Below are 7,005 nucleotides of genomic sequence, written 5' to 3' on the forward strand. Positions count from 1 at the left end.
TGAGGCTGCAGTTCTTTTTTTATTCTTTAACTTGCTTTGTTATGGTTTCTGCAATTGTAATCATTTCATCTACGTTTAGTGTGAAGCTACTCATTTCAAAATAAACATCGCCCTTAACCCATCTAAGAACCCATCCGCGTTGTTTGCTTTTCCAGGGGTAAAAAGAATAGGTAGTATTATTGATTACCGTTTGTTCTGACTGAGCTACAGGGACCATTGATCTTCGATTTTCTTCAAATATGGTCATAATTAAATCATTATCATCAGAGTCAAAATAAGCTAATAAAATGCTGTTTTCAAATTTTTTTGTTTCAAGTCTCCAACTCTTAGGCACTTCAGGATGTATTGGTTTTTTTATTCTTAATGGTGCATCATAGCCATAACCAACCTCAGGCTTCTTATCGTGAACAGGTTCAGCATGGACAACAGGATGAACTGTGAAAGCAAGCAAAATACAAATCAAAAGCTTCTTCATAATACCTCCGAAAAAGTTAAGTTTATCTTTAGTATTACAATTAAAGCTTTTTTTATGTGGAGGGATTTTAAGTATCACTATACTTTGGCAAGTAATTGTCGGCATTCTCTAACCGTAATAGCCTTTTGTTTTCAGAGAGATGGATTTGGAATTAGAACGCAGCACTTTACCACTCTTTTTATTCACAACAAATTATTTTAGTTCATCTTTGTCCGAGCTATATGAGAGTTCCTTAAAGCTTAGTTGTTCAGCTAAGGATTAATCCGATTTTTTTACTCAAATCGAGACGCAAGCCTAGCGCATCTTCCCACCATCAATTATCAAATAGCTCTGGATACATTTTTACAATATCAGCATTTAAGGCACGATCTTCTGATTTTTTATTTTTAGTGATGGATATGATTTTTTCTAGTGCCTCTTCATCCTGGAAGGTTTTATAAGTACTTTTAACAGCAACTTCAAGGTACTGTTGTCTGAGTAATTTAATTTCGTTCTCAAGCATTTTAATCTGCTTTTCCTTTATAGACAAGTTAGCGGCTAAGTCTTGATTTTGCTTGAGGATTGTATCTGACTCCTTCGCTTTTTGATGCAAAGCATTTAGCATCTGATTGAAATGAGATAACGCGCTAATCAAGCCTGATTTATTATTCCAGTATGTTTCGACAAGTTCCACAACATTAGGTAAGGGAAGTGAAGTTTCAGTTTCTGTATTTTCCAGCTGCATGGGCTCGTTAATCATTGCGATTTGTTCGGACATTCTTCTTTTCCATACAAAGCGGTTTACCCCAGTCTCTCTTTCCAAAATAGAAGGGTTAATCTTCTTCCCAGGATTTTTTGATATATATTTTAACAAGATGTCTTTTAATTGCTTATCCGTATATTTTTGTGGCGCACCTTTTTTCATAATTCGTCCTCCAGCAAATAAGAATCGACCATCGCCTTTTGATCCATCAATCTTCGCAGTTCATTACTCGCTGAGGATAGCCTTTCTTGACTAGTATGCTGATATGTCAACGTAGCACAATCGTAATTTGTGGATTTTGTGACATATCGTATGAGTTCCAATTGTTCCTTTAATCTGCTTTCAAGAGCATCAGAACAATCTTTCAACCAGGCTAATCCCTTTTGTTTGTCTTCTGGTGAGAAAAAATAAAATTCACAAAACCGGCAATCCCCAACCTGACAGCGAGATGGGTGATCCGTACAAAAGCCATGTTCCACTTTGTGCGTCTCTTGGAAATCACTTATTTGATAAATTCTACTTTTAGCAATTATGCCCTGAGTCGCAACATCCCAATTTGATCTCCATAAGTTCACACGTTTCATTCGAAGCATCTGCGCCGCGTGATGGACAAAAGATTGAGCGAAGTGATCCAAATGTTTATGATAATGTAATTGGGTTTCTAATTGACTATGTCCACCCATGCGAGCAATAGTTAACATATTAAACCCTTGCAACATCATATTGCAGAAGGCAAAATGTCTGGTATCGCCAGGCTTTATTCTTTCCAAGTCGCCATACTTCGCAGTAACGATTTCATCATAAAATCGATCAATCATATTAATAAATTGGGAAGCTCCTATCTTTTCTCGCGTTATTTCCTTTGATTTTAATTTAACGTACTTTCGATAAGCTTTATACGATATCAAGTAGGAAGATTCAGTTGCATAAGCTAATGTAAGTCGTTTATAGTCCTCAATTAATTCGAACACTTCCCGATTCACTTGGATAGTATCCGTGACCGCTAGCTTTCCTGGACGGCTGGATAAATTCTTTCTTCGAGGTACAATCATCCAATATCTATCCTCATCATCCTTCATTGTGCAGTCCCTGCTTAAAGAGTAAAATTCGACGGGGCGCATGGGAATAATCCGAGTAATCCTCCACCATAAAAAAATCGGATAATATTGCAATTTTTCTTCGTCTGAAGTACATGTTATAAAATAGTCATCCAAAGCAACATCGAAAAGCAAGATATCATGAAAATTAGGTAATTCACGTACATTGGAGACTTTCGCATTATAATTAGCACATAAGTCGCAATACAACTCAGTATGAGGATGATTATAAAAAATCAGAAACTCCTTTATACTGGTAGCCATGGCAAACTGTTTATGGTCTCCGAAATGATTTAACGTATCTTCTAAATGTTTGAGATGGTCTAATCGAAAACCTCGGGTAATTCGTATAGCCTCTTTTATTTGTCCTATATTTTGGCGAACGGTTTGCGTAGTAATGCCGTTATACATTTTTTGGACAGAATAGCATTTCAAAGCTTGATTGATTTCACCATAGATTTCACAATCAAACTGAAAAAGAAAATTACTGGATTCCCCTTTAGCCGACCACAAGAAGTCTTCAAAATCGCCTGTTACAATAAGCCCTTTGCGTTCCAATTCTCTGAACATATCCTTGTAATCGTGAAGTTCTTCTAAACTAAAGGTGACAGACTCAATACTTTCTAAAATTTGTCTATCGCTTAATTCCTCTAGGGTTCTTCTTCTGTGTAATGCAGCGTGGAATTTAGCCATTAAACTTCCTCACTAATTAAATTTTGAATAGCAATCATCTTTTCCTTTAAATTGTTAAGATCGATAAAAGTCTGAACATAGGTTTTGCCGAATTGCTGTATCGCCTGACTTAAAAGATCTAGAATTTGAAACAAAAACTTGCGGTCCCTGACCCGAACGGCAGGATACTTGGTATTTTTAATCGATACGATCAATCGATCAAGTTCATGATGAATAGAAATTAGAATATATATCTTCGGTATTGCGTTCTCACAATGTAAGCAAGTCGTTGCCGTTGGTGAAGTGCAACTTGGGAAGGTCAAGCATTGAACATGCTGCAGTTTGGCTGGCATCTCACCTTTATAGATTTTATGCAACAAAGTCATCAGCTCTGTTTCAGTAAGATTCGATAGTTGCAAAGCCAATGAATGTTTACTTTGTTGCTGGCGTACTAAGAATTGGCCAAGTTGTTCCAATTGATAAGGAGAAAGTTCTTTTCGAAACTGTTCGATCAGTGCGGTACTTTGCTCTACCTCTAACTGAGGCGCGTTTGGCATAGATAGACGAATGAGATGATGGTACAGCCATCCAAAGTGCCCTCGGTTAAACAAGTTTAAACTTACCCGTTCAATTGAACCATCTTTGTTTACTGCTTGAATATAGGTTGCAGTCGAGTTTTTATCGGTATGCCCCCTCATTCGTTGAGACAGTTCGTACGCGATATCCGCACTTCCTTTCCCCTCTACGACACTATAAAAGAAATAGGTCAAGAGAGTTCTATTCATTTTTCGACTTTGGAAATCAACAAGATCCGGCCGCTTATCGAAAAATAATCGGATATACGTTTCTTTTTCAAAGTGGACGAATCTTCTTTGGCCCAGTCTGAGTAGTTGTTGATCTCCTTGCATTCTACGATGGATTTCTGTGATCACAAGAACGGTAGCCGTGGGAACAATCATGTCCTGATTAACGAGGAAATGCCCCAGGGCACCAGTTTTGCTAATATACATTCGTTCTACCCGTTTATACAGATGGTTGATGACAGCTTGCGCTTGCTCCTTTGACAGTTTCGTTTCCCTTAGTTGATCAAAAGTCTGTAAATTGCAGACCTCCAGCTCAATATTCGGCAGCTTAATAATGTCTGATGGTCTCCACGCATCAATGACATGCATTAAGACATATAACCATGTTACAGCGTAATCCCTACTTTGGATGGCCTGCTCAATGTGAAGGTCGACATCCCTAACATAACTGTAATAAGCTAAAAATTGTTCCGGACTGTACATCTCTCTTTCTTCTATAGGAAGGGAAGTGATAGCATAACTTTTCGAGAATGAACATAGCCCTTTACCTGTGCAATATTCCAAAAAATAAATGAAAGTGCTTTTATCCCGAATTCCCATTCCAGGATTTCGAAAGATAGTTTCTAATTGTTCTGCATTCATCAAGAATACTTCAGTCTTTAGTAGACGGAATAAACGCTTTAATGTGCTGATATACTCCAGAGCCTTATTGTGGATTGTTTTGCTGTTACCGTGGCTGCTATTAATTTTTAAGATAACAAATTCACGATAGAGATCTACTGTTTTTTGCAACGTATCAGGCACTTCCAGTTCAGCCAACCTGTATTCAAATAAATCAATTGGTCCCGATAGTTCCGCTAATTCTTGTTTTCTATTTCTTTCCTTTTCAATATGTTTAATGGACTCATCAGAAGGTACCATCCACTCATTGTTATGTTTTATACCTCCAGGAATTACTCCCTCCCGAATCAACTCTGATACCCATTTTTTACTAACACCCAAACTTGCGGCAATATCAGTAGGAGGTACATAATCACTTAAAAAAGATTGCGATTCCTTAAACTGATTTATGGACTCAATAGGAATAATCCATCCCGCGTGATGATAGGGAATTTTTTGTTTTTTTGCACCCGTGAATGCACCTTCATTAGCTAATGAGCTAATATTTGCTTTACTCAGTGATAATACTTGTGCAGCTTGATCCGCGGAAAGATATCCTTCAGGTGGTGAAATCGATAATAAATATTCGTCCACACATTCTATTCGAATGTAACGAACACCATTGATGACTTCGACACCCGATAAAATGTTTCTTAATACTAATTTTCTGATCCATGATTCACTTACGGATAAATATTCAGCTGCTTCCGGGAAGGAGAGGAATCCTTCGGGAGAAGAGGACGACTGAATATATTCCTGCACAGACATGGAAGGCACTATCCAAGAACCTCTATGTTTCTTTGCCCCAGCAAATGTTCCTCTCTTAATAAGTCTGCCAACCCAAAGCTCGGAAAGATTAAGTCGTTCAGCGATCTCGGCAATAGTCAAATATTCATCGGGCATGTTTAATAATGCCTTGTAATCCTCCACAGACTTCAGAGGGATTTGCCACGAACCCAATACTTTTATTGCTCCTGTAAACGCGCCGTTTTTCACCAAGCGTAGTAGGCTTCTATAGCCTATTCCTAATTTTTCTGCAGTTTCAGCAGGACTTAAATAAGACATGTTTCTTCTACTCCAATAATCAATTTTTTATTAATTTTGGTAGGTAATCTTTATATAAATGTTGCATCCGGTTCTCAAGTTTCTTTCTCATTCGTTCCGTGTTTCCTTGATACACAAGAGATGATGCAAGATTGGAGTCTCCTCTTGGCAAAGCAATATCGTATGGATTATCAGCTTCTTCGGCTAGGAGATTTGTAAATATGCCTCTGCCTAGATGAGTGGACCATTTATATTCTTCCAGTTTGACTGCATAAATCAGATCATCTGGATTAGACGATTTCCTCAGTTGCTTCAAAAATTCTTTTTTTAATTTACTGAAGTAGGCCCTGTAACTTTGTCCTGACATGGCTTTCCCATCCCGATTTACAAATAACGCATCAGATCCATCCATAGGAGGATAATTTTCAATGTGATTACGATACAGCATCTGCAACCAATCTTGAATTGGGAATACGATTTGTCTTCTTGGTTTTTTTACACCACTTGAACCAGCACTATCTTTAATATCCATTCGCAAGGTTTTTTGTTCTAGGCGAACTACTAAACCGAATTCTCCATAAGAGCCGATAGAATTTACATCGGATTTTCGAATGTTCACAAGCTCTCCTTGTCTAATTCCTCCGAAACACTGCATATAAATTCCCAAGGCAATGGGATTCGCGGTTTTCACAGCCAGCTCAATAAAAGGTAAAATATATTGTTCAGGCAAATCATGAGCTATATGGCCTTGCTTATTTCTCGGCATTATCACTCCTTTAAATGGGGAGACCGTATATTTTTGGTTTGATTTTCCGTACAGGAGCCTTTTTTTAAAGGAACTTTCGTTAACATGAACCAACAGTTTTTTCTTCGCCAAGAACTCAAAGAATAAGGTTAAGGTTCTTTCCGCCTTTCTAAGTGTCATTCTTGATTTGTCTTTTTTCGTTAGTTCGTTCAAATAGTCAGTTCCATGAGAAAAACGAAGTTCTTTTAAAGAAGAAAGCTTATATTTTTGCTGATTATCAATAAGTATGTAATTTAAAAAAGAGCAAAGGTAATTAGCATGGAGCCTTTGAGAATTATACGCTCTATATTTCCAGTAGTGAAAAATAAACTCTGTAAGAGGATGGATGCATAGTCTACCATTCATTTTGTTTTGCAAAACAATTACAGCATGCTTATTAAGGACAGGTTCGCTATCTCGATACCTTTTCCAAAACTCAATTCCAACACTTTGTACACTAAAACGTAACTCATCAATCTTTCTTGAAAAAGGCAAGATTGAACTATTCAGGCTCATTTAAACACCCCCACATCTAATTCAGTAAATAATTATGCTCATTCATGAATTCGAAATATTTAATATGTTACCATATCATTGTTATCGTGTTAAGCAATCAATAATGCTCATAAAGAAAAGGTCCTCAAATTAGTATAAAGCCTTGATAAATCAAGGTTTATGCTAATTATTAATGCACACAACAAAATATGCTCAAAATTTTATAGATACTG

At 37.1% G+C, this 7,005-nt stretch carries 5 protein-coding genes; all 5 read right to left on the reverse strand.

Going from position 1 to position 7,005, the window contains the following annotated elements:
* Nucleotides 1–19: 19 nt before the first annotated feature.
* A complete protein-coding gene (locus tag M2277_RS31485) occupies nt 20–475 on the reverse strand; it encodes a DUF4367 domain-containing protein (protein WP_036642935.1) in 456 nt (151 codons plus the stop codon).
* A 313-nt stretch (nt 476–788) separates the two neighbouring features.
* On the reverse strand, nt 789–1,379 hold the full coding sequence (locus tag M2277_RS31490) for a hypothetical protein (protein WP_063477317.1): 591 nt from the start codon (nt 1,377–1,379) through the stop codon (nt 789–791).
* Nucleotides 1,376–3,007 carry a site-specific integrase gene (locus M2277_RS31495; RefSeq protein WP_063477316.1) on the reverse strand — a complete coding sequence of 544 codons (1,632 nt, stop codon included), beginning with the start codon at nt 3,005–3,007 and terminating at the stop codon, nt 1,376–1,378. The genes M2277_RS31490 and M2277_RS31495 overlap by 4 nt, the downstream gene beginning before the upstream one ends.
* A complete protein-coding gene (locus tag M2277_RS31500; RefSeq protein WP_063477672.1) occupies nt 3,007–5,514 on the reverse strand; it encodes a helix-turn-helix domain-containing protein in 2,508 nt (835 codons plus the stop codon). The genes M2277_RS31495 and M2277_RS31500 overlap by 1 nt, the downstream gene beginning before the upstream one ends.
* Nucleotides 5,515–5,533: 19 nt before the next feature.
* Nucleotides 5,534–6,793 carry a site-specific integrase gene (locus M2277_RS31505; protein WP_006212418.1) on the reverse strand — a complete coding sequence of 420 codons (1,260 nt, stop codon included), beginning with the start codon at nt 6,791–6,793 and terminating at the stop codon, nt 5,534–5,536.
* Nucleotides 6,794–7,005: the final 212 nt, after the last annotated feature.

It is taken from the genome of Paenibacillus sp. LBL (assembly GCF_029893715.1).
Lineage (GTDB): Bacteria > Bacillota > Bacilli > Paenibacillales > Paenibacillaceae > Paenibacillus_AQ > Paenibacillus_AQ glucanolyticus.

What these genes read in the sequence shown, in the direction of transcription:
- M2277_RS31485 (WP_036642935.1), bottom strand. Translation starts at nt 475, where the DNA reads ATGAAGAAGCTTTTGATTTGTATTTTGCTTGCTTTCACAGTTCATCCT.
- M2277_RS31490 (WP_063477317.1), bottom strand. Translation starts at nt 1,379, where the DNA reads ATGAAAAAAGGTGCGCCACAAAAATATACGGATAAGCAATTAAAAGAC.
- M2277_RS31495 (WP_063477316.1), bottom strand. Translation starts at nt 3,007, where the DNA reads ATGGCTAAATTCCACGCTGCATTACACAGAAGAAGAACCCTAGAGGAA.
- M2277_RS31500 (WP_063477672.1), bottom strand. Translation starts at nt 5,514, where the DNA reads ATGTCTTATTTAAGTCCTGCTGAAACTGCAGAAAAATTAGGAATAGGC.
- M2277_RS31505 (WP_006212418.1), bottom strand. Translation starts at nt 6,793, where the DNA reads ATGAGCCTGAATAGTTCAATCTTGCCTTTTTCAAGAAAGATTGATGAG.